The sequence below is a fragment of the Streptomyces sp. SID4985 genome, assembly GCF_009863025.1.
In the GTDB taxonomy this organism is placed as follows: Bacteria; Actinomycetota; Actinomycetes; order Streptomycetales; family Streptomycetaceae; genus Streptomyces.
This window is the reverse complement of record NZ_WWIR01000443.1, coordinates 1-22191: the sequence shown is the minus strand read 5'-3', so window position 1 is coordinate 22191 and position 22191 is coordinate 1. Positions and strand designations below refer to the sequence as shown.

At 70.9% G+C, this 22191-nt stretch carries 16 protein-coding genes and 1 tRNA gene; 10 read left to right on the top strand and 7 right to left on the bottom strand.

Annotated features, from left to right (window positions below; all coding sequences use genetic code 11):
* Positions 1-37 precede the first annotated feature (37 nt).
* The 5 genes from GTW40_RS19495 to GTW40_RS19475 form a co-directional block, all read right to left on the bottom strand.
* Positions 38-1471, bottom strand: a complete 1434-nt coding sequence (locus GTW40_RS19495) for an HD-GYP domain-containing protein (RefSeq protein ID WP_161181485.1) — start codon at positions 1469-1471, stop codon at positions 38-40.
* 159 nt (positions 1472-1630) lie between these two features.
* Positions 1631-1933 carry a mycothiol system anti-sigma-R factor gene (gene rsrA / locus GTW40_RS19490; protein WP_161181484.1) on the bottom strand — a complete coding sequence of 101 codons (303 nt, stop codon included), beginning with the start codon at positions 1931-1933 and terminating at the stop codon, positions 1631-1633.
* A complete protein-coding gene (locus tag GTW40_RS19485; RefSeq protein ID WP_343245741.1) occupies positions 1930-2634 on the bottom strand; it encodes a sigma-70 family RNA polymerase sigma factor in 705 nt (234 codons plus the stop codon). The genes rsrA and GTW40_RS19485 overlap by 4 nt, the downstream gene beginning before the upstream one ends.
* Before the next feature lie 258 nt (positions 2635-2892).
* Positions 2893-3564 (bottom strand): alpha/beta family hydrolase, encoded by a 672-nt coding sequence (locus GTW40_RS19480; protein ID WP_161181482.1) that lies wholly within the window; start codon positions 3562-3564, stop codon positions 2893-2895.
* A 1-nt stretch (position 3565) separates the two neighbouring features.
* A complete protein-coding gene (locus GTW40_RS19475) occupies positions 3566-4381 on the bottom strand; it encodes an SOS response-associated peptidase (protein WP_161181481.1) in 816 nt (271 codons plus the stop codon).
* A 274-nt stretch (positions 4382-4655) separates the two neighbouring features.
* On the opposite strand from GTW40_RS19475, the gene GTW40_RS19470 reads away from it, so the two are divergent.
* From GTW40_RS19470 to GTW40_RS19440, 7 genes are all read left to right on the top strand, one after another.
* Positions 4656-8306, top strand: coding sequence for a LamG domain-containing protein (locus GTW40_RS19470; RefSeq protein ID WP_161181480.1), 3651 nt, complete (start codon positions 4656-4658; stop codon positions 8304-8306).
* Positions 8307-8433: 127 nt separating this feature from the next.
* Positions 8434-14850 carry a polymorphic toxin type 44 domain-containing protein gene (locus GTW40_RS19465; protein ID WP_161181479.1) on the top strand — a complete coding sequence of 2139 codons (6417 nt, stop codon included), beginning with the start codon at positions 8434-8436 and terminating at the stop codon, positions 14848-14850.
* A 135-nt stretch (positions 14851-14985) separates the two neighbouring features.
* Positions 14986-15348 carry a hypothetical protein gene (locus tag GTW40_RS19460; protein ID WP_161181478.1) on the top strand — a complete coding sequence of 121 codons (363 nt, stop codon included), beginning with the start codon at positions 14986-14988 and terminating at the stop codon, positions 15346-15348.
* A 157-nt stretch (positions 15349-15505) separates the two neighbouring features.
* Positions 15506-16222, top strand: coding sequence for a M50 family metallopeptidase (locus GTW40_RS19455; RefSeq protein ID WP_161181477.1), 717 nt, complete (start codon positions 15506-15508; stop codon positions 16220-16222).
* 100 nt (positions 16223-16322) lie between these two features.
* Positions 16323-17630 carry a 3-phosphoshikimate 1-carboxyvinyltransferase gene (aroA, locus tag GTW40_RS19450; protein ID WP_161181476.1) on the top strand — a complete coding sequence of 436 codons (1308 nt, stop codon included), beginning with the start codon at positions 16323-16325 and terminating at the stop codon, positions 17628-17630.
* 16 nt (positions 17631-17646) lie between these two features.
* Positions 17647-18657 carry a ribosome small subunit-dependent GTPase A gene (gene rsgA, locus GTW40_RS19445; protein ID WP_161181475.1) on the top strand — a complete coding sequence of 337 codons (1011 nt, stop codon included), beginning with the start codon at positions 17647-17649 and terminating at the stop codon, positions 18655-18657.
* A gap of 84 nt (positions 18658-18741) precedes the next feature.
* Positions 18742-19065, top strand: a complete 324-nt coding sequence (locus tag GTW40_RS19440) for a multidrug efflux SMR transporter (RefSeq protein WP_161181474.1) — start codon at positions 18742-18744, stop codon at positions 19063-19065.
* Between the two features lie 58 nt (positions 19066-19123).
* Here GTW40_RS19440 and GTW40_RS19435 read toward each other — a convergent pair whose 3' ends face one another.
* Positions 19124-19732: a TetR/AcrR family transcriptional regulator gene (locus tag GTW40_RS19435; RefSeq protein WP_161181473.1), complete on the bottom strand. Its 609-nt coding sequence runs from the start codon at positions 19730-19732 to the stop codon at positions 19124-19126.
* Positions 19733-19917: 185 nt separating this feature from the next.
* Here GTW40_RS19435 and hisN point away from each other — a divergent pair, with 185 nt between their 5' ends.
* The 3 genes from hisN (at position 19918) to GTW40_RS19420 (ending at position 21805) form a co-directional block, all read left to right on the top strand.
* Positions 19918-20718, top strand: coding sequence for a histidinol-phosphatase (hisN, locus tag GTW40_RS19430; protein WP_161181472.1), 801 nt, complete (start codon positions 19918-19920; stop codon positions 20716-20718).
* Positions 20719-20867: 149 nt separating this feature from the next.
* Positions 20868-21269, top strand: coding sequence for a CBS domain-containing protein (locus GTW40_RS19425; RefSeq protein ID WP_161181471.1), 402 nt, complete (start codon positions 20868-20870; stop codon positions 21267-21269).
* Positions 21270-21388: 119 nt separating this feature from the next.
* Entirely contained in the window at positions 21389-21805 is a 417-nt protein-coding gene (locus GTW40_RS19420) for a Fur family transcriptional regulator (RefSeq protein ID WP_161181470.1), read from the top strand.
* Between the two features lie 112 nt (positions 21806-21917).
* On the opposite strand, the gene GTW40_RS19415 is transcribed toward GTW40_RS19420, so the two are convergent.
* Positions 21918-21991 (bottom strand) — tRNA-Met (locus GTW40_RS19415).
* Positions 21992-22191: the final 200 nt, after the last annotated feature.

The window sequence follows — 22191 nt, the reverse complement described above, 5'->3', positions numbered from 1 at the left end:
GTCATCGCGGGATCCGCCGTCATCGCGGGATCCGCCGTCATCGGTGCGCCCCCGTGCGGTAGTGCGTGCGCTGGCTCGGCGGCTGCGGGCGGGCCGGTTCGTCGGGGGTGCGGGCGAGGTCGTCGGAGGTGACGGCGGGGTCGCCGGAGGCGCGGGCCGGTTCGTCGGAGGTGACGGCGGGGCTCCAGCCGTGGCGGTTCAGGGCGGCGGCGAGCGCGCTCACCATGCGGGGGTCGAACTGGGCCCCCGCGCACCGCTCCAGCTCCGCGACGGCGACGGCGACGGGGCGCGCCCGGCGGTAGGAGCGGGTGGAGGTCATCGCGTCGAAGGCGTCGGCGACGGCGACGACCCGGGCGCACTCGGGGATCTGGACGCCCGCGAGGCCGTAGGGGTAGCCGGTGCCGTCGAGCCGTTCGTGGTGGTGCAGGATCGCGGCGCGGGCCTCGCCGAGGAAGGAGATGCCGCGCACCATCTCGTGGCCGTACTCGGGATGCAGTTCGATGATCCGGCGCTCCTCGGGGGTGAGCGGGCCGTCCTTGCGCAGCAGCCGGGTGGGGACGCCGAGCTTGCCGACGTCGTGCAGGATGCCGGCGAAGCGGAGGACCTCCACGCGGTCGTCGTCCATGCCCAGCTCGCGGGCGATCATCACGGAGGCCTGGCCGACGCGCTCGCTGTGGCCGCGGGTGTAGCCGTCCTTGATGTCGACGGCCTGCACGAGGGCGCGGATGGTGGCCTGGTGGGCGGTGCGCTCGCGGTGGTACTGGGCGAACACCCAGCAGGAGACGCCCATCGGCAGCAGGACGAGAAGCGCGGCGACGGGGCCGTAGGGGCTCTTCCAGAGGACGGCCGTCATCAGTCCGGCAAGACCGTGCACGGCGACCGGGGCGAGGGAGTGGGTGAACGGTCCCCGCCAGGTGCGGCGCAGGGCGCCCCGGCCCCAGGCGGGTGCCGCCGTGACCGCGGCGAGCATCGCGCCGTCGAGGACGGTGAGTACCAGGCAGAAGGCGAGGACGGCGGCCCCGGCGGGCAGCAGGACCTGCGGGAAGGCGGGGTGGGCGACGGCGTCGGCACCGCCGAGCGCGCGGTGTGTCGTCGCGGCGGCCCATACGGCGAGCGAGGAGCGCGCGGCCCGCCAGGCGCGCCGCGCCGGGGCGGACGGGTGCTCGGCCGGGGAGAGCAGGGCGGCGGGCAGCGGGACGAGCGCGGCGGCGGCCGGGGTGAGCAGGAAGGCCGCGGCGAGCAGCACGGGGTAGAAGGTGCCGCCGAAGCGGCGGCGCACGATCTGGTCGCAGAGCGCGTAGAGGGCCGCGAGCAGGAGAGGCGCCCGCCAGGACGTGAACGTCGCGGTGAACGAGCCGCCGGTGAGCGGGGCGTCGGTCAGCGGGCTGTCGGTCAGCGGCAGGACGCAGAGCAGGGCGAGAAGGGCGGCGCAGACCACACAGGCCCGCGCTCTCGCCGGAACCGCCTCCATGCGCCCTCCCCGACCATGCCTGTCCTGGCTGGGGAGCCTAGGACGGTGGCCGGGGGCCTGGGGCTTACGAGCCGAGGATTAGCACGTTCGGGTGAAAGCAGGGTGAAATCCGGCGCGTCTCACGCCCTCGCGGGCATCAGCTTCACGTTCGCGCGAGGGTCAGCTCTCGCGGGCCACGGCGGTCACGTCGTGCTCCGGGACGGCCTGGCCGGAGCGGATCAGCTCGATCCGCCCCATGACCTTGGCGCGCAGATCGGCGGGGACGTCGTCGTGTCCGCAGCACCGCTTGACGAGCTTCTTCACGGCCTGCTCCAGGCCGTACTTCTCGAGGCAGGGCGAGCATTCCTCGAAGTGGTGCCGGAACTTGTCGCGGTCGACGTCCGGCATCTCACTGTCGAGGAACTCGTACAGATGGTCGAGGACCTCACCGCAGTCCGTCTCGTGCGGCTCTCCGCAGCTCATGAGCCCGAGCCTTTCGCTTCGTTCGACTCCCCGGCGCCGGCCGCGACCAGCCCGCGGTCACGGGCGTAGTCCTCCAACATGCCGCGCAGTTGACGGCGGCCCCGGTGCAGCCGGGACATCACCGTACCGATGGGTGTCCCCATGATGTCCGCGATCTCCTTGTACGCAAAGCCTTCTACGTCCGCGAGATAGACGGCGATGCGGAACTCCTCGGGGATCGCCTGAAGCGCTGCCTTCACGTCCGAGTCCGGCAGATGGTCGAGCGCCTGCGACTCGGCCGAGCGCAGCCCCGTCGACATGTGCGACTCGGCGCGCGCGAGCTGCCAGTCCTCGATCTCCTCGGCCGCGCTGCGCTGGGGTTCGCGCTGCTTCTTGCGGTACGAGTTGATGAAGGTGTTGGTGAGAATCCGGTAGAGCCACGCCTTGAGGTTCGTGCCCTCGCGGAACTGGTGGAAGGACGCGTACGCCTTGGCGTACGTCTCCTGCACCAGGTCCTCGGCGTCGGCCGGGTTGCGCGTCATGCGCAGCGCGGCCGAGTACATCTGGTCGAGGTATTCGAGCGCGTCCCGCTCGAAGCGCGCGTTGCGCTCCGTGCCGGTCTCGGGGCGCGTCTCGCCCGCCCCCGCGCTCACGCCCTGGCCCTCGGGCAGCTCCGCCTGGCCGTTGTCGGCACCCGCGTCGGTCCCAGTGACCGGACCCACCTCCTCAAGTTCCCGGGCAGGACCGAAGCCGGTCCCACTCGATTCGGAGGATAGAACACGACCCGTGCCCGCCGCCGCTCGAACGGGAGCGGCCTTTGCCGCGTGCAGCACCGTCCAGTCCAGGTCAGCACGGCTGCTGCTACGGCTGGGACATGCGGTCGAACCCATGCGGTTTCCTCTCCTGCGACGGTCTCGGTCCCGGCGCTCCAGCGCTTCTGTCCGCCACAACAGCGGTGTGCCGCCGGGCATTCCCGGGCGTCACCCGAGTGACACGACCCACCGCACGACACCGTCTGTGACGACCTTCAGGGCCTCTTCCTGGGTGAGCGGGGAGCGCTTCGGCACGGCGAGACCGTGATCGGCGCCCGGGACCTGGACCAGCTCGAATCCACCCTGGGAGGACCCGGGGGAATCGGGAGCCCCGGAGGACTCGAAGGACCCGGGGAACTCCTCGGGTCGGCCGAAGGGGTCGTTGCCGCCCTGGACGACGAGGGTGGGCACCCCGGCGCCGAGCAGTTCGTCCACACGGGACTTCTCGGGCTTGCCCGGAGGATGCAGCGGGAAGCTCAGGGCGAGGACGGCGCGGGCGCCCAGCTCCGTGGCGGTGCGGCAGGCGACGCGGGCCCCGGCGCTGCGCCCACCGGCGATCACCGGCAGCCCCATCCCGGTCAGCGCGGGCCAGATGCCGCGCCAGCCCGCGTCCAGGGTCTTCGGGGCGGGGGCGACCTTCCTGCCCGCGACCCGCCAGGGCTGCTCGACCAGGACCACGGTCACCCCGTGCTGCGGGAGCACCCGGGCCAGCGCCTGGATGTCCCGGGCCTCGATGCCTCCGCCCGCGCCGTGACTCAGGGCCAGGACGAACCGCGCGTCCTCCGCGCGGTGCCAGGTGAGGCGGGCTGTTCCGATGTCGGTCTCGACGATCTCGATCACATCAGAAGAGTGTGCCCTCCTCGGGCCCCTCCAGCTCCTTCAGCAGTTCCGGGCCGTTGTTGCGGACGTTGCTGACGGCGGTGGGGACCGGGTAGGCGCGCATCAGGCCCTCGGGGGGCGGAGCGAGCAGGCCGCGCAGTTCGTCGGGGTCGGTGCGGGCGGGGTCGAGCCAGGCGTCCCAGCGGTCCGGGGTGAGCATCAGCGGCATCCGGGGATGGATGTCGGCGAGCGCGTGCGGCCCCTCGGCAGGGGCGACCGCGAGGGGGCTCTGCTCGGCCTCCGTGGTGATCACCGAGCAGGTCGCCCACCAGGCGCGGGGGTCGTCGGCGGGCAGGGTGGCGTCACGCCAGAACTCGTACAGCCCGGCCATGGCGAACACCGAACCGTCGGCGGGCAGCACGAAGTACGGCTGCTTGCGGGGCCGCTTCTTCTTCCCCTCGACCTCCAGCTCGCGCTCCTTGTCGCCGGTGACCCACTCGTAGTAGCCGTCGGCGGGCAGGATGCAGCGCCGGGCGGCGAAGGCACGGCGGTAGGCGGGCTTCTCGTGCACGGTCTCCGCGCGGGCGTTGATCATCCGAGCGGCCCCCTCCGGGGTCTTCGCCCAGGACGGCACCAGCCCCCACTTCAGCCTGCGCAGCTGCCGGACCGGACGCCGGTCGTCCGCGTCCTTGAGGGGACGGTCCAGGACGGCGTAGACCTCCTTGGTCGGGGCCACGTTGTAGTCCGGCGCGAGGGTTTCCTCGGCGTCCCACTTCTGTATCTCGAAGATCCCGGCGAGATCCTCGGGCCTACGACTCGACGCGTACCGTCCGCACATCTGCGACTGTCCCTCCGCCCTCTTGCCGCCCTCTTGGCGGCTCTCAACAAACCGCGTCCAGAGCGTTCCCGCCACGACAGGGCGAGGTCAACGCAGTGAACAGGACCATTGACCCGCACTCAAGATCAACGCATAATCCCCACACTTTGGTGAGAAAATCTTAAGAGATCGGTGGGGGAAATTGACGCGCGAATGGCGGCACGGCCGGCGTCGGGCCATGCAATGCGGAGCCTTGATTGTCATGCTCCTGGCGGGTACAGTCCCGGCGCTCGGAATGGGGGCCACTCCCGCACTCGCCGATGACGGCGCCTCCTCGGCAGCGGCGGACAGCACCGCCGAGTCGCGGGCGAGCGCACTCGCGGCGAAGACCGGCGAGCGGGTGGCCGTGGACGTGCGGACCACGGAGTCGTCCCAGGTGTTCGCCAACCCGGACGGCACCTTCACCCAGGAGATGAACGCGGCTCCGGTCCGCGCCCGGGAGGACGACGGCAGCTGGGCCGCCATCGACACCACCCTCGTGCGGGACGCCGACGGCTCCGTGCGGGCCCGGAACGCCACGGTGGACCTCGCCTTCTCGGGCGGCGGCAGCGGGGACGCGCTGGTCACGCTGGGGGACGAAGGACACAAGCTGCGGCTCGGCTGGCCCAGCGCGCTTCCCGAGCCCCGGCTCGACGGCAGCACCGCCACCTACGCCGGGGTTCTCCCGGACGTGGACCTGAAGCTGACCGCGCAGAGTTCCGGCTACACCTCGGTGCTCGTGGTCAAGAACGCGGAGGCGGCCAGGAATCCGGCGCTCGCGACGATCAGGATGACCGTCTCCGGCGGCGGCCTGGACGTCGCCCGGACGGCCGACGGCGGCTTCGTCGCCCGTGACGGCGACGGCACCCCGGTCTTCGAGAGCCCGGCGGGGCGCATGTGGGACTCCGCCGGTGACACCGCGGCCACCACCACGGCGGGCCTCGGCACTCAACTCGTCCGCACCGCCGCCGCCACCGGGACGACGGCCGAGGGCGAGCCGGAGGCGACGGACACCACGCCGCTCCCCGCCGCCGGGGGTGAACCGGCGCCCTCGGAGGGGCCCGGCAGCGGTGACGCGACGGCCGAACTGCCGCTGAGCATCACCGGTACGGCACTTGAGATCACGCCTGATCCCGCGCTCCTGCACGGCGAGGACACCGTCTTCCCGCTGTACATCGACCCGCCGACCAAGGGCATCACCCTCGGCGACTGGACGGCGCTGGCCTCCAACGGCACCAAGTACTGGGAGTTCGACGGGGACAAGGGCGTCGGCCGCTGCTCCAACTACGCGGGCTACCTCTGCTCCAACTCCCCGTACACCCAGCGCATGTATTTCGAGTACCCGTTGTCGTCGATCCACGGCAAGAAGGTCCTCGACGCCACGATGGAGGTGTACCAGGTGTGGACGTTCACGTGTGATCCGCACTGGTACGACCTGAGCCGTGTGGACAAGGGCATCTCCTCCAGCACCACCTGGTCGTCCCGTCCCACCGGCGTGGACCTGATGGGCGACCGGTACGTGGCCTACGGGCGGGGATCCCTGTGCAGCCCGTCCCAGCCCGCGAACTGGGTGCGCTTCAGCGACAACGTGGACGAGGAGACCAACGAGAACCTGACGACGACCCTCGCCTCCTACGCCACGAACAAGGAAGCGCAGATCACCTTCTCGCTGACGGCGCACGACGAGTCCGACGCCGCCGCCTGGGCCCGCTTCCGCGACGACGCGAAGCTGTCGGTGACCTACATCTCCTACCCGGACAAGCCGACGTCGTACGGCGTGCAGCAGGGCACCACCGGGCGGTCCTGCAACGCCTCCACGCTGCCCTTCGCCACCAGCGACACCACGCCGAAGATGCTGGCCACGGTGCAGTCGGTGGACGGTTCCAACGCGCAGCTGCGCGCCCTGTTCGAGGTGTGGAAGGCGGACGGCTCCAGCCGTAGCTGGTACGCGGCCTCGCCGGACGGCGCCTGGGTCGCCGACAACGCCGTCCGTGACGCCTCCAGCAGCGCGCTGCCGGCGCAGACGAACTACCGGATGCGGGTCAAGACGCAGGCCTACTACAAGACGGACCGGGGCGCGACCGGCGTCCTGGACTCGGCGTGGTCGTCCTGGTGCTACTTCCGGATCGACACCGACTCGCCGCCGCCACCGGTCGTGAGCAGCGCGGACGGCGTCTACAAGCCGGCCGAGACCGACCCGGCCGCGGGCGGCGTGGGCACCCCCGGCAGGTTCACCTTCACCCCGGGCGACACCAACACCACCACGCCGGGCATCCAGTCCGACGTCGTCAGCTACAAGTGGAAGCTGAACAGCGGCTCGGTCTCCGCGCCGATCACCGTGGCGACGGGCGCGGCCACCACCCTGTCGATCACTCCGAACCAGGCCGGTGAGAACACCGTCCAGGTCTGGGGCTACGACGCGGCCGGCCACAGCTCGCTCACCGGCTACTACAGCTTCCTGGTCAAGGGTGCCGAACTGCCCTCGGGCATCTGGCACCTGGACAACGCCCTCACCGACGCCACCACCGCGACCCAGCACCCGCTGACCAGCACGGGGGCCACCTGGGACACCCTGGCCCGCAGCGGCCCCGGCGCGGCGAAGTTCAACGGCACCACGGCCTACCTGTCCACCTCCGGCGCGGTCCTGGACACCACCAAGTCCTTCACCGTCTCGGCCTGGGCACGGCTGACGAGGAAGGACGTCAATTACACCGTCCTGTCCCAGGCCGGAACGAACGCCTCCGGGTTCCAGCTGTACTACTCGAGTTACTCCAATGCCTGGCTGTTCAATCGCCATCAGACGGACACCGTCGATCCCGTGATCACCCGTTCGTTCGGTACCAAGCCGCCGGTCCTGAACACCTGGACCCATCTGGCAGGCGTCTACGACGCGGCGAACCAGACGATCCAGCTCTACGTCAACGGTGTCCCGCAGGGCGCCCCGGTGGCGTTCACCACCCCGTGGAAGGCTTCCGGAAGCCTCCAGATCGGGCGGCTGTGGTACGACGGCGGCGGCAGGGAGAACTTCGCCGGAACCATCGACGAGGTGAAGGTCTGGTCCCGCGCCCTCGCGGACACCGAGGTCACCCATGACGCCTGGCTGGAGGACGAGGACCTGAGCGACGGCACCGCCGGCGACCCGGTCCCGGCGCTCGTCGCCAAGTGGGACGCCACCGACATGGCGAACGCCACCGGCACCACGGTCAAGGACACCAGCGGCTTCGGCCGGAACCTCACCCTGAACGGGGCGACGCTCACCCAGGTCAGCACCGGTGACCCGGACATCGGCGAAGAGGTCACGACCACGCAGACGATGACCCTGAACGGCACCAGCGCGTACGCCACCGCCACCGGACCGTTCGTCGACGACACCGGCTCGTTCACCGCGACCGCCTGGGTCACGCTGAACCCGGCCAAGTTCACCGACACCACCAAGTCGTACGCGGTGCAGGTGTTCGGCCAGTCGGGCACCAGCCAGTCCTCCTGGGGTGTCTGGTACGAGCAGCCGGCCGGCAGCACCCAGGGCCGCTGGACCTTCGGCCGCCCCGACAAGGACGGCACCGGCGCGGTCTGGACCACGAACGCGTCCACCGCGTTCACCACGGCCCAGCTGGGCGTGCCGGTCATGCTGACGGTCGTCCACGACGCCCAGGCGGCGGCCGACGACGTCGACACCTCCAAGCTCGGCGCGCTCAAGCTGTACGTCGACAGCGCGCTGATGGGCGACGACGAGGGTGTGTCGTACCCGGCCCCCTGGCAGGGCGGCGGGGCGTTCGAGATCGGCCGGGCGAAGATCAACGGCGCCGCCGCGCGCTACTTCCCCGGGTCCATCGACAACGTCCGCGTCTGGGCCGGTGCCACGTCCACCGACATGATCGCCAACCGGCGCAACGCCGAGCAGCGGTAGCGGCGAGGGGCGGGGCGGGACGGGCTGGTTCCCCGTCCCGCCCCGCCCCTGTCTCTTTCTCCCTCTCGTCTTCTTCCCTCGTCCCTCGTCCCCGTTTTTCTCCTTCTCCGACAACCGGGATATCACCGTGTCTTCATCACCCTTCCGCAGACGCGTGCCAGGGGCGGTCGTACGCCGCTGGCTCGGTCGTGGCGGACTCGTTCTCTCCCTCTCCCTGCTGCCACAAGTGGTCGTGCCCTCGGGCTTCGACTTCACCGCGCAGGCCCAGGCGGCGACGGCCCGCAAGCTGGAACACCGGCCCGACGCGAAGATCGACAAGGTGGGCGTGCTCAGGCCGGGCACGTCCAAGGCGCCCGCGGACAAGGCCGCCCCGGCTGTCCCGCGGACGCGTGAGCGACTGAAGCGGGCCGCCTGGCCGACAGCCGGCAAGGCCACCGTCGACGTCCCTGCGGCCGGCAACGCGTCCGTCACCGTCGGCGGGCTGGGCGTGAAGCTGGCCCCGGCGTCCACGGCCAAGTCCGCGCAACGCAAGATCGCCGCGGGCCCTGCCGAGCGGGTGGCGCTCGGTGTCCAGTCCCGGTCGGCCGCCCAGAAGGCGGGCGTCAGCGGCGTACTGCTGTCCGTCACACCGTCCAAGGCCACGTCGCCCAAGGGCACTTCCGCCTCCGACAAGCTCCATGTCTCGCTGAGCTACGCCTCCTTCAAGGATGTCTACGGCGGCAACTTCGGGGCCCGGCTGCACCTCGTGACGCTTCCGGCGTGTGCGCTGACCACGCCGGAGAAGAAGTCCTGCCGCACCCAGACCCCGGTGCCGGGCGCCGACAACGACACCGCGTCCCAGGCCCTCACGGGCACCGTCTCCACACGCACGCCGATGCTGCTGGCAGCGGCGACGGACGGTTCGGGGAGTGGCGGTGGCGGCGACTACAGCGCCACCCCGCTGTCCCCGACCGCGACCTGGGAGGCCGGCGGCAACACGGGCGACTTCACCTGGAGCTATCCGCTGCGGGTTCCCCCGGCGACCGCGGGACCGGCCCCGAACCTGGCGATCTCCTACGACTCCGCCTCGGTGGACGGCCGTACGGCCGGGGAGAACAACCAGACCTCGGTCATCGGCGAGGGCTTCTCGATGACCGAGTCCTACGTCGAGCGCAGCTACGGCTCCTGCAAGGACGACGGCCAGAACGGCAAGGGCGACCTGTGCTGGAAGTACGGCAACGCCACCCTCGTCCTCAACGGCAAGGCCGTGGAGCTCGTCAACCCCTGTGCCGACAAGGCGGCCTGTGACACCGCCGCGCTCTCCCAGGCGTCGGGCGGCTCGTGGAAGCTGAAGAACGAGGACGGCACGCGCGTCGAGCACCTCACCGGCGCGACCGGCAACGGTGACGACAACACGGAGTACTGGAAGGTCACCGGCCCCGACGGCGTCCAGTACTTCTTCGGCAAGCACCGCCTGCCCGGCTGGAGCGACAAGGGCACCACGGACACCGCCGACGACGACCCGGTCACCAACTCGGTGTGGACCGTACCGGTGTTCGGCGACGACTCCGGCGAGCCCTGCTACAAGTCGACCGGTTTCGCCGACTCCTCCTGCAACCAGGCGTGGCGCTGGAACCTGGACTACGTCGTGGACACCCACGGCAACGCCTCCACGTACTGGTACGGCAAGGAGACCAACTACTACTCCAAGGCCGCCGACACCACGGTCAACGGCACCGCCTACACCCGCGGCGGCTACCTCACCCGCATCGACTACGGCCTGCGCTCCGACCTGCTCTACACCAAGCCGGCCTCCCAGCAGGTCCGCTTCACCTACGCGGAACGCTGCGTCACCTCCGGCGGCTGTGACAGCCTCACCAAGGACACCAAGGCCAACTGGCCCGATGTGCCCTTCGACATGATCTGCGCCTCGGGCACCAAGTGCACCACCCAGATCGGCCCGGCCTTCTTCACCCGCAAGCGCCTCACGGACATCACCACCTCCGTCTGGACCGGCAGCGGCACCACGCAACGGGACGTGGACACCTGGCACTTGGACCAGAACTTCCCCGACACCGGTGACGCCTCCTCGCCGAGCCTGTGGCTGAAGTCCATCCAGAACACCGGCAAGGCCAACACCACCGCCGCCGCCATGCCGCCGGTCACCTTCGGCGGCATCCAGCTGTCCAACCACGTCGAGGGCAGCGGCCCGGACACCCTGCGCTACATCAAGTGGCGAGTGCGCACCATCAAGTCCGAGACCGGCTCGACCCTCACCGCCAACTACTCCGACCCCGACTGCGTCTGGGGCTCGAGCATGCCGGCGAACATCGACAAGAACACCCGCCGCTGCTTCCCGGTCAAGTGGTCCCAGTCCGGCGCGACCCCGGTCACCGACTGGTTCCACAAGTACGTGGTCACCTCCGTCTTCCAGGACGACCCCTACGGCCACGGCGCTACGGGCGAGAGGTACTACGACTACCAGGGCGGCGCGGGCTGGGCCTACGCCGACGACGAGGGCCTGACCAAGGCGTCCAACCGCACCTGGTCGCAGTGGCGCGGCTACGGCAAGGTCGTGGAGACCTCCGGCAACTCCGAGGGCCCGCGCTCCAAGAAGTCCACGCTCTACATGCGGGGCCTGAACGGCGAGAAGGAACTCGACGGAACCGCCCGGGTGGAGAAGGTCACCGACTCCACCGGCACCGCCGTCGACGACTCCCGCCAGTACGCCGGTTTCGTCCGCGAGACCATCGTCTACAACGACGCCGCGGAAGTCAGCGGCACCATCAACACCCCCTGGTCGCACCGGACCGGCACGCATGCCTACGACTGGGGCACCACCGAGGCGTGGATCGTCCAGCCCGGCGAGGTGAGCACCCGCACCACCACCCCCGGCGGCTCCCGTACCGTCCGGCAGAAGACCACGTACGACACCACGTACGGCATGCCGCTCACCCTGGAGGACAGCGGCGACGCCGCCAAGAGCGGCGACGAGACCTGCACGCGCAAGAGCTACGCCCGCAACACCTCGGACTGGCTGGTCTCCCTCGCCTCCCACGTCGAGGTCTACAGCGTCGGCTGCACGAGCACTCCCTCGGTCCCCGGGGACGTGGTCTCCGACGTCACCACGGCCTACGACCAGCAGGCCGTCGGCGTGGCGCCCACCAAGGGCGACCCCACCGCCTCCTACCGGGTGGCGCGCTACGAGACCGACAAGACGCCCGTCTACCAGAAGGTCTCCTCCTCCACCTACGACAAGCTGGGCCGAGCGCTCACCGCGACGAACGCCCTGAACCGCACGGTCAGAACCTCCTACGTGCCCGATGACACCGGGTACGGCCCGCTGACGTCGAAGACGACCACCGACCCCAAGCTGTACACCACCACCAGCGAGGTCGACCCCGCCTGGGGCACGGCCACCAAGACCACCGACGCCAACGGCAACGTCACCGAGTGGGCCCTGGACGCGCTCGGCCGTCTGCGGTCGGTCTGGAAGCCGGACCGCGCCCGCTCGCTCGACGACGCGGCCAGCATCGTCTACGCGTACAGCGTCAACAACGACAAGGAGACCTGGGTCCGCACCGACGCCCTCAAGACCGACGGCAAGACCTACAACAGCTCGTACGAGATCTTCGACGGCATACTGCGGTCCCGGCAGAAGCAGGTCCCCGCGCCGAACGGCGGCCGGGTGATCTCCGAGACGCTCTACGACGACCGTGGCCTCGCCTACCTCAAGAACGAGCAGGTCCACGACGCCAACGCGCCCTCGGGCACGCTGGCCAACACCTTCCCCGGCTCCGTCCCCGCCTCCACCGAGACGGTCTTCGACGCCGCCGGGCGCGCCACCGCGTCGATCTTCCGGGTCTACGACCAGGAGAAGTGGCGGACCAGGGCCGATGACCAGGGCGACCGCACCGCGGTCACGGCCGCCGCGGGCGGCACCGGCACGCTGACCTTCACCGACACCCGGGGCCGCGTCACCGAGCGCCGCGAGTACGCCGGTCCCGTCCCGAGTGGTGACGACTACACCCGCACGCTCTTCACGTACACCCCCGGCGGCCAGATCAGCACGTTGACGGGCCCGGACGGGGCGGTGTGGTCGTACGGCTACGACCTGCGCGGCCGGCAGGAGTACGCGATCGACCCCGACAAGGGCCGTACCGACACGACGTACAACGACGCGGACCAGCCGGTGACGGTGACCACCACCCTCAACGGCGTCTCGCGCACCCTGATCACCGACTACGACGAGCTCGGCCGCAAGACCGGCACGTGGGACGGTGTGCAGGACAACGCGCACCAGCTGACCAAGTTCACCTACGACTCCCTCGCCAAGGGACAGCAGACCGCCGCGATCCGGTACGTCGGCGGCACCACCGGCAAGATCTACTCGCAGGCCGTCACGGGCTACGACGCCCTCGGCCGCACCAAGGGAACCAAGACGGTCATCGCCGCCAGCGACCCCCTGGTCGTGGCCGGAGCACCGCAGACGTTCACCCAGTCCACGGTCTACAACATCGACGGCACCGTGCAGTCCACTTCCATGCCCGCGGTGGCCGGCCTGCCCGCCGAGACCGTCGCCAACACCTACAACGACCTCGGCATGCTCACCGGCACCGACGGTATGACGAACTACGTCCAGAACATCGGCTACTCCCCGTACGGCGAGATCGAGGAGACCCGCCTCGGCACCTCCACCGGGGCCAAGCAGTTCCAGGTTCTCAACCGCTACGAGGACGGCACCCGCCGTCTCGCCAACACCCACACGGTCGACCAGACCAACGCCGGGTACACCAGCGACGTCGACTACGTCTACGACGTCAGCGGCAACGTCAAGTCGGTCACCGACAAGGCGAACGGCAAGGACACCCAGTGCTTCGCCTACGACGGCTACCGCCGCCTGACCGACGCCTGGACGCCGTCCTCCAACGACTGTGCCACCGCCCGGTCGGCATCCGCCCTCGGCGGCCCGGCTCCGTACTGGACCAGCTGGACCTACAAGCCCGGGGGCCTGCGCGACACCCAGACCGAGCACAAGGCCGCCGCTGACACCAGGACCGTCTACGGCTACCCCGCCGTCAACACGTCCGGCACCGGCCAGCCCCACACCCTGACCTCACTGACCGTCGACGGCGGCACCGCCAAGAACCTCACGTACGACGAGCACGGCAACACCACCAGGCGCTACGGCCCCACGGGCACCGCGCAGAGCCTCACCTGGGACATCGAAGGAGAGCTCACCCGCCTCACCGAAGGCGCCAAGACCACCGACTACCTCTACGACGCCAACGGCGATCTCCTGATCCGCCGCGACCAGGGCACGACCGTCCTCTACCTGGCCGGTCAGGAACTCCACTACGACAACGCCACCAAGAAGTTCACCGCCCAGCGCCACTACGCGGCCGGTGACGTCACGGCGGTGCGCACCGAGTCCGGCCTGAGCTGGATGGTCGACGACCGCCACGGAACGTCCTCGATGGCCGTCGACGCCACCACCCAGGCCGTCACCCGTCGCTACACGAAGCCCTTCGGTGAAGCCCGCGGTGCGGCGCCGTCCACCTGGCCCGACGACAAGGGCTTCCTCGGCAAGACCGCCGACCCCGGCACCGGCCTGACCCACGTCGACGCCCGCGAGTACGACCCGGCCACCGGACGCTTCCTCTCCGTGGACCCCGTCATCGCCCCCGACGACCACGAGTCCCTCAACGGCTACGCCTACGCCAACAACACCCCCGTCACCAAGTCCGACCCGAGCGGCGAGCGCCCGATCACGGACTGCGAGAACGGGTGCAGCGACGGCAAGGGCGGAACCTACCGTTCCTACATGACCCCCGGCGCGAACGGTTCCTGGGTCTACCACTCCACCCAGACCTACACGGTGCCCGTGCACCTCGGCGGCTTCATCCCCGTCAGCGGGGTCCTCACCATCACCGTCAAGAACGACGGCGGAAAGATCTCTCACAAGGTCACTTACAAAAAGGGCCCCGAGCCCAAGCCCGACCTGAAGAAGGGGGAGGACCTGTTCTCCGAGATGGAGAGCTACATGTACGACGAACTGACGCACAACGCACGGTCCGACGACGTCAAGGCGATCCAAGGGCTGCTGCGACCGGGGGCATGGTACGACGGGCTGACCGGACGCGATCAAGGGAAGGACATGCTCGCAGCCCTGTCGATGTGGGGCGCCAAGGTCTGCCCCAAGATCTGCGAATGGGACCACAAGCCCAAGCTGGACAAGAAGTTCAACCTGTCCAAGAAGGGCTACTTCATCGACGTTCCGGGCACCGACTACAAGGTCTTCTACGACATGTGGTCGAACGTCCACTACGGCTACGTCGGCCGGGCCGCCGGCTTCGACTCCAAGACGCTCATCCAAGGGGCCACCATCTCCGACCCCATCCTCGTCGGGAAGGACGACGCCGGAGACCACATGACGATGCAGGCCGGAATCGACCTCTTCGATCAGCACGGCCTCAACCTGACCAGGCAGCAGTTCCACACCGCGCTGATCGACACGATCGGTCAGATGTACGCGAAGGGATCGGACCAGGTGAAGAGGAAGTAATCAGAGGACGGGCCCGGCTCCGGACGTCCGGGGCCGGGCCCGTTCTCGCCGGTCAGCACTCGCTGAGCGGATGTATACAGTGACGAACCGCGCGGCCGAGGTGTGCTACCGAGCCGACGACAAGGGAAGGGACGTATGGAGAACCGACGGCTGCACGGCTGTCTCGGCGTCGTGGTCGGGCTGGCTCTCGCCGCGCTCACGGCCATGCTGCTGGGCAGGGGATTGAGTGCCTGCGACGGGGGAGTGAACAACGCGGCCAACAGCACCTTCCTGCTCTTCCTCTTCATCCCGGGTCTGTGGGCCGTCCTGGTCACGGGCTGGGTGGCAGTGGGGGCGCTGCTCGGCAGCCGCCCGCTCCCCCACGCCGTCGCGCTCGCGGTGACGCTTCTCGTCATCGCCTGGTGCGCCCTCTCGCTCTTCTGGAGCGGCCCCACGTACGGGTGCCCGAGCGGCGTTCCCCCGTGGTGGCCGCCCCTCCTCCCCACCCCGGGGTTCTGAGGCGCCCGGGCCGCTCCCGGCCGTACCGTCGTGAGCTGCGTGTTCGACGTCCGGAACGATCGCTGTCGCGTCGGCGTCTCACATAGCACCGCACGTACCACCCCGCACGCACCACCGCACGTACGACGACAGCGACGACAGGGAGCCACCCGCAGCCATGGACAGCAGTACCGCCGCCGGCCTCTGGGACCGGCTCATCGGCACCCAGCCAGGACCGGACCTCTGGGTGGTCGTGGCCACGCTGGCCGCCGCGCTCGTCGCGGTGGTGCCGCAGCCGCTGTGGCGGGTCTCCCGCAATGCCGTCACCATCGCGCACGAGGGCGGCCACGGGCTGATCGCGCTGGTCACCGGCCGACAGCTGACCGGGATACGGCTGCACTCCGACACCAGCGGCCTCACCCTCAGCCGGGGCAAGCCGCACGGCCTGGGCATGATCCTCACGGCCGCCGCCGGTTACACCGCGCCCTCCCTGCTGGGCCTCGGCGGCGCCGCCCTGCTCGCGGACGGCCGTATCACCCTGCTCCTGTGGGTGGCGACGGCGCTGCTCCTGGCGATGCTGGTGATGATCCGCAACGCCTACGGCGTCCTCACCGTGGTCCTGACCGGCGGCACCTTCCTGCTGGTCTCCTGGCTGGCGGACTCCCAGGTCCAGGCGGCCTTCGCCTACGCCGTCGTCTGGTTCCTCCTCCTCGGCGGTGTCAGGCCCCCGTTCGAGCTCCAGACCAAGCGCCGCCACGGCGAGGCGGGCGACTCGGACGCCGACCAGCTCTCGCGGCTCACCCACGTCCCGGCGGCGCTGTGGCTGTTCCTCTTCCACGCGGTGTCGCTGTGCTCCCTCATCGGGGGCGGGGGGTGGCTGCTGGGGCAGCGGTGAGGGCCGCCCCCGCCCGAGCGCCCGCCGTACCCCGTCCACCCCGTGGACGCGGGCCCGTACGGCGGGCGCTCGGGCAGGGGCCGCCTTATAGAGTGGGCCCATGCCCGAAATCCCCGCCCTCTGGCCCGCCCCGCACGCGACCGGACCCGTCGACGCGACGGTTCATGTGCCCGGGTCCAAGTCGGTCACCAACCGTGCTCTCGTGCTCGCCGCTCTCGCCTCGGAGCCGGGGTGGCTGCGCAGGCCGCTGCGGTCGCGCGACACGCTGCTGATGGCCGGGGCGCTGCGGGCCATGGGTGTGGAGATCGAGGAGGGGGTCGGCCCGGACGGTTCCGGGGAGGCCTGGCGGGTGCTGCCCACCGGGCTGCGCGGCGGCGCGACGGTCGACGTGGGCAACGCGGGGACCGTGATGCGCTTCCTGCCGCCGGTGGCCGCGCTGGCCGACGGCCCGGTCCGCTTCGACGGCGACCCCCGTTCGTACGAGCGTCCGCTGCACGGCGTGATCGACGCGCTGCGCACGCTCGGCGCCCGGATCGACGACGACGGCCGGGGCGCGCTGCCGCTGACCGTGCACGGTGTCGGGGCGCTGGACGGCGGTCCGGTGTCGGTCGACGCGTCCTCGTCCTCGCAGTTCGTCTCCGCGCTGCTGCTGTCCGCACCCCGCTTCAACCAGGGCGTCGAGGTCCGCCACACCGGCGCGACCCTGCCCTCCATGCCCCACATCCGCATGACCGTCGACATGCTGCGCGCGGTCGGCGCCCAGGTGGACACCCCGGAGTCGGGCGGCGAGCCGAACGTGTGGCGGGTGACGCCGGGCGCACTGCTCGGCCGGGACCTGACGATCGAGCCGGACCTGTCCAACGCCCAGCCGTTCCTGGCCGCCGCGCTGATCACCGGCGGCAAGGTGCTGATCCCGGACTGGCCCGAGCGCACCACCCAGCCGGGTGACCGGCTGCGGGAGATCTTCACCGAAATGGGCGGTTCCTGCGAACTCACCGAGTACGGCCTGGTGTTCACCGGCTCGGGCGCGATCCACGGTATCGACGTGGACCTGGGTGACGTCGGCGAGCTGACCCCCGGCATCGCCGCGGTCGCCGCGCTGGCCGACTCCCCCTCGACCCTGCGGGGCGTGGCCCATCTGCGGCTGCACGAGACGGACCGGCTGGCCGCGCTCACCAAGGAGATCAACGAGCTCGGCGGCGATGTCACGGAGACGGCGGACGGTCTGCACATCCGCCCCCGCCCGTTGCACGGCGGCGTCTTCCACACCTACGAGGACCACCGCATGGCCACGGCCGGCGCGGTCATCGGTCTGGCGGTGAAGGACGTGACGATCGAGAACGTGGCGACGACCGCGAAGACCCTGCCCGACTTCCCCGAACTGTGGGCCGGGATGCTCGGGAACTGACGGGCGGACTGGAACCATGCGCCGCTACGGCAAGCACACCGACGAGGACGACATCCGGTCCCGTCCCAACCGCAAGGGCAACCGCCCGCGGACCCATATCCGCCCCAAGCACGAGGACGCGGCCGAGGGCATGGTCCTCACCGTGGACCGGGGCCGGCTGACCTGTCTGGTCGACGGCCGGACCATCACGGCGATGAAGGCCCGCGAGCTGGGCCGCAAGGCCGCCGTGGTGGGCGACCGGGTCGCGATCGTCGGTGATCTGTCCGGCACGAAGGACACCCTCGCGCGGATCGTCCGCATCGAGGAGCGCGGCTCGGTGCTGCGCCGCACCGCCGACGACGACGACCCCTACGAGCGCGTGGTGGTGGCCAACGCCGACCAGCTCGCCATCGTCACCGCCCTCGCGGACCCCGAGCCCCGCCCCCGGCTGATCGACCGCTGTCTGGTCGCCGCGTTCGACGGCGGCCTGGAGCCGCTCCTGGTGATGACCAAGTCGGACCTGGCCTCGCCTGACAAGTTCCTGGAGCTGTACGGCGACCTGGACATCCCCTACGTGGTCACCAGCCGCGAGGAGCTGGCGAGCGGGGCCGCGGCGGACCTGGTGCGCGAGCATCTGGACGGCCGTATCACCGCGTTCGTCGGCCACTCCGGCGTCGGCAAGACGACCCTGGTCAACGCGCTGGTCCCGGAGGACCGGCAGCGTACGACGGGCCACGTCAACGCGGTGACCGGGCGCGGCCGTCACACCACGACCTCCGCGCTCGCGCTGCCGCTCGGGGACGGCCGGGGCTGGGTCGTGGACACCCCGGGCGTGCGGTCCTTCGGGCTGGCGCACATCGACCCCTCGCGCGTGATCAACGCCTTCCCGGACCTGGAGCCGGGCACCGAGGGCTGTCCGCGCGCGTGCAGTCACGACGAGCCGGACTGCGCGCTGGACGCGTGGGTGGCCGAGGGGCACGCGGACCCGGCGCGGCTGTATTCGCTGCGCAGGCTGCTGTCGACGAGGGAGCGCCGGGAAGGCGACTGAGCCTCGTGTGGTTTGCCGGGGTCCGGGGTCGGTAAGTGCATAATCGCACCGAGCCGGAGATCCGGACCTACGGGAGGACAGCACATGGCGTGGCTGCTGGTCATCGTCGCCGGGCTTCTGGAGACCGGCTTCGCCGTGTGTCTGAAGCTCTCGCACGGGTTCACCCGGCTCTGGCCGACGATCGCCTTCGCCGCGTTCGCGCTGGGCAGCTTCGGACTGCTGACCCTCTCCCTGAAGAAGCTGGACGTGGGCCCCGCCTACGCCGTGTGGACCGGCATCGGTGCGGCGGGCACCGCGATCTACGGCATGGTCTTCCTGGGCGACCTGGTGTCCACCCTGAAGATCGTCTCGATCTGTCTGGTCGTCGCCGGGGTGATCGGCCTCCAGCTCTCGGGCTCGGCGCACTAGGTCCGCCGTCAACCGGCTTACGGCAACGGGCAGTTCACGGGTACGGCCGGTAAGCGGCTCACGGCTGACGGCCGCGCAGGACACCGCCGATCAGGCCCGCCATGCCGCCGGTTCCCGGCGGGACCGCCGCGCAGGAGAGCGCGATGCGGGCCACCAGCTCGCAGGAGAAGGCGAGTTCGGCCACCTCGGCGGGGGCGGCGCCGGGCGCGGACAGCGCCGTGACCGCCCGGTCCCGCACGATGCGCAGGAGGTCGCCGGGCGAGGGCAGCGGGCCGTCCGCCCGGCGCTGGGCCGGGACGGCGGAGGTGGACGGCACCCCGGACAGGACCGGCGCGGGCAGCCGCTCGCTCCAGCAGCCGGTGAGCATGGCCCGTACCAGCGCGTTCTCCCGGGCGGCGGAGGCCGTCCACTCGGCGGTGGCGGTGAGCCGCTCGTGGGGTCCGGCGTGCGCGGCGAGCGCCCGCTCCACCCCGGCGAGATAGCCGTCGGCCTCGCGCCGGACCAGCGCCCTGGCCAGGCCGTCCTTGCTGCCGAACTCGTTGTACAGGGTCTGCCGGGACACCCCGGCGGACGCGGCGACGTCGACCATGCGCACCGCGGACCACGGCCTGCGGGTGAGTGCGGTGAACGCGGCGTCCAGCAGCGATTCCCGGGCTGCGGGCATCATCGTCTCCCTGGGGGCGAGCGACTCTGCGCCCAGGTTTGACGCGCGCCGGGGCACTGTCAAGGGGTCGGGAGGCCCCAGGGGGCGCGCTTCGGACAGCGCGCCGTTGCGCACGCCCCCGGCGATCCGCACACCCGCTCGGCCCCCCGTGTGGCCCGGTGGAGCCCCCGGCCGATACCGTTCGTCACATGCCGGACTATCTCGACGACCTGCGCCTCGCCCACGTTCTAGCGGACGCGGCCGACGCCGCGACCATGGCCCGCTTCAAGGCACTCGACCTGAAGGTGGAGACGAAGCCGGACATGACGCCGGTGAGCGAGGCCGACAAGGCGGCGGAGGAGGTCGTGCGCGGCCAGCTCCAGCGGGCCCGCCCGCGCGACGCGGTGCTCGGCGAGGAGTACGGCGTCGAGGGCACCGGGCCGCGCCGCTGGGTGATCGACCCGATCGACGGCACCAAGAACTACGTACGCGGCGTCCCTGTGTGGGCGACGCTGATCTCGCTCATGGAGGCGGGCGAGGGCGGCTTCCGGCCGGTCGTCGGCCTGGTCTCGGCCCCCGCGCTCGGGCGCCGCTGGTGGGCCGCCGAGGGGCACGGCGCCTTCACCGGGCGCAGCCTGACCTCCGCCTCCCGTATCCACGTCTCCGGCGTGGAACGGCTCGCGGACGCCTCCTTCGCGTACTCCTCGCTGACCGGCTGGGAGGACCAGGGCCGGCTGAACGGCTTCCTGGACCTGACCCGCGCGGTGTGGCGCACGCGCGCGTACGGCGATTTCTGGCCCTACATGATGGTGGCCGAGGGTGCCGTCGACATCTGCGCGGAGCCGGAGCTGTCCCTGTGGGACATGGCCGCCACCGCGGTCATCGTCACCGAGGCGGGCGGCACCTTCACCGGCCTGGACGGCAGGCCGGGCCCGCACAGCGGCAACGCGGCGGCCTCCAACGGCCCGCTGCACGAGGAGCTGCTGGGGTATCTCAACCAGCGCGACTGATCCGGCCGGGTGTGCCCCGCGCGCCCGCGGACGGCCGCACGCGCCCCCTTGTTGACCACCTCTTTACCTGGCAGTCTGGGAAGCGACCCCACTTGTGAATTCGTGAATCCGCGCCTCGCGCCCGGGTTCCGAGGAGGTGGCTCCATCCCATGCTCGTCCGCGACGCCATGAGCACGGTGGTCCTCACCGTCGGCCCCACCCACACCCTCCGCCAGGCAGCCGCCCTGATGTCCGCGCGCCATGTCGGCGCCGCCGTGGTCCTGGACCCCGACGCCGGGGGCGGCACGGGCATCCTCACCGAGCGCGACATCCTGAACTCCGTCGGCCTCGGCCAGAACCCCGACACGGAGACCGTCCAGGCGCACGCCACCACCACCGCCGTCGTCTTCGCCGCCCCGACCTGGACGCTGCGGGAGGCGGCCCGCGCCATGACGCACGGGGGCTTCCGGCACCTGGTCGTCCTGGACGGCGGCCAGCCCGTCGGCATCGTCTCGGTCCGCGACATCATCCGCTGCTGGGCCCCGGCCCGGGAGCCCGAACCGGCCCTCTGAACCCCGGCCCGGAACCCGCCTCGCGCACCCGCGTCCACATTGGATCGTGTCCAATACGATTCGCGTTCCAAAATCACACATGTTCGGGATCCGACCTGGTGACTGTTACGCTGGCTGCCATGAGTGACCTTCTGGAACGGCTGCGTGGACGCGGCTGGCGCATGACCGCGCAGCGCCGCGTCGTGGCCGAGGTTCTCGACGGAGAGCACGTCCATCTGACCGCCGACGAGGTCCACGCGCGCGCGGTGACCAGGCTGCCGGAGATCTCCCGCGCGACCGTCTACAACACGCTGGGCGAGCTGGTCTCCCTCGGCGAGGTCCTGGAGGTCTCCACGGACCGCCGCGCCAAGCGGTACGACCCCAACGCGCACCGCCCGCACCACCACCTGGTCTGCGCCCGCTGCGGCGCGATCCGCGACGTGCACCCGACCGGCGACCCGCTGGCCGACCTCCCCGACGCCGAGCGCTTCGGCTTCGCGGTCTCGGACGTCGAGGTGACGTACCGGGGACTGTGCCCGGACTGCGCGGGCGCCTGACCACACCGTCGCCGCTCCCTTCGGGGGGCGGCGCACCCATGCCCGCACGGAAGCGCACGCACAACGACCGAGGGCCGGAGTCCATCTCTGGATTCCGGCCCTCGGCCTTCAGTAGCGGGGACAGGATTTGAACCTGCGACCTCTGGGTTATGAGCCCAGCGAGCTACCGAGCTGCTCCACCCCGCGTCGATGAATATGACACTACGCGAGACCTGCCCGGTGAGGCAAATCCATTGCGCGCGACCCCTCGGCGAGGCCGTTCGCCCAGGTCACGCGGACAGCTCCTCGCGCAGCGCGTCCCGCAGCCGCGCCGCCCGCCGGGCCACCTCCTGCGGGCCCAGCTCCACGGCCAGGGCGGCCCAGCGCTGCCCCTCGGCCAGCTCGCC

What these genes read in the sequence shown, in the direction of transcription:
- GTW40_RS19435 (WP_161181473.1), bottom strand. Translation starts at nt 19,732, where the DNA reads ATGATGCCCGCAGCCCGGGAATCGCTGCTGGACGCCGCGTTCACCGCA.
- hisN (WP_161181472.1), top strand. Translation starts at nt 19,918, where the DNA reads ATGCCGGACTATCTCGACGACCTGCGCCTCGCCCACGTTCTAGCGGAC.
- GTW40_RS19475 (WP_161181481.1), bottom strand. Translation starts at nt 4,381, where the DNA reads ATGTGCGGACGGTACGCGTCGAGTCGTAGGCCCGAGGATCTCGCCGGG.
- GTW40_RS19460 (WP_161181478.1), top strand. Translation starts at nt 14,986, where the DNA reads ATGGAGAACCGACGGCTGCACGGCTGTCTCGGCGTCGTGGTCGGGCTG.
- rsrA (WP_161181484.1), bottom strand. Translation starts at nt 1,933, where the DNA reads ATGAGCTGCGGAGAGCCGCACGAGACGGACTGCGGTGAGGTCCTCGAC.
- GTW40_RS19440 (WP_161181474.1), top strand. Translation starts at nt 18,742, where the DNA reads ATGGCGTGGCTGCTGGTCATCGTCGCCGGGCTTCTGGAGACCGGCTTC.
- GTW40_RS19470 (WP_161181480.1), top strand. Translation starts at nt 4,656, where the DNA reads ATGGGGGCCACTCCCGCACTCGCCGATGACGGCGCCTCCTCGGCAGCG.
- GTW40_RS19425 (WP_161181471.1), top strand. Translation starts at nt 20,868, where the DNA reads ATGCTCGTCCGCGACGCCATGAGCACGGTGGTCCTCACCGTCGGCCCC.
- GTW40_RS19455 (WP_161181477.1), top strand. Translation starts at nt 15,506, where the DNA reads ATGGACAGCAGTACCGCCGCCGGCCTCTGGGACCGGCTCATCGGCACC.
- GTW40_RS19495 (WP_161181485.1), bottom strand. Translation starts at nt 1,471, where the DNA reads ATGGAGGCGGTTCCGGCGAGAGCGCGGGCCTGTGTGGTCTGCGCCGCC.
- GTW40_RS19420 (WP_161181470.1), top strand. Translation starts at nt 21,389, where the DNA reads ATGAGTGACCTTCTGGAACGGCTGCGTGGACGCGGCTGGCGCATGACC.
- aroA (WP_161181476.1), top strand. Translation starts at nt 16,323, where the DNA reads ATGCCCGAAATCCCCGCCCTCTGGCCCGCCCCGCACGCGACCGGACCC.
- rsgA (WP_161181475.1), top strand. Translation starts at nt 17,647, where the DNA reads ATGCGCCGCTACGGCAAGCACACCGACGAGGACGACATCCGGTCCCGT.